The following is a 436-nucleotide window of genomic DNA, read 5'->3' as shown; positions in this document are numbered from 1 at the left end:
GGAAATAGGTGAAGTTGGAGGTTAGCTGGAAGTTGTAATAGGTCGCAAAGGCATTCAGCCGGGTTTCGCCCAGCGCCGCATTGGCGACCGCGCCGATGCGCGTCGTGCTGCCACCCAGATCCGGATCGATGAAGCCGAAGCGCCCGATCCGTCCGCTTTCTACGGCGCGTTCGGGCACCTGATCGGTGGAGGTCCAGCGGCTGTCATAGCCGTTGAGCTGCACGGAATATTCGGTGCCGCCCGCCGCAGCGCTGCCGCCGCCGCTATATTTTACGAGGCCTGCGATGCGGTGAAGGTCTTCGTGCAGATCCCAGGGCCCGTCATAGCCTTGGATCTCGGCGGCGGCGAGGAGGTTGCCACCGCCGAGAGGGGTGCTGCCCGCGGCCACGCCGCGGACATAGCCGAAGGCGCCCACCTCGCCCTGAACGAAGGGCTC

1 pseudogene is annotated in these 436 nt (G+C 65.4%); it reads right to left on the bottom strand.

The features are described 5' to 3' along the window. Positions 1–436 (bottom strand): annotated as a pseudogene (locus tag HUO12_RS14400) (TonB-dependent receptor); the annotation flags it as partial.

It is taken from the genome of Altererythrobacter lutimaris (assembly GCF_013371495.1).
GTDB classification, from domain to species: domain Bacteria; phylum Pseudomonadota; class Alphaproteobacteria; order Sphingomonadales; family Sphingomonadaceae; genus Erythrobacter; species Erythrobacter lutimaris_A.
The sequence above is the reverse complement of the archived record's forward strand: the minus strand, read 5'-3'. Positions and strand labels throughout refer to the sequence as shown.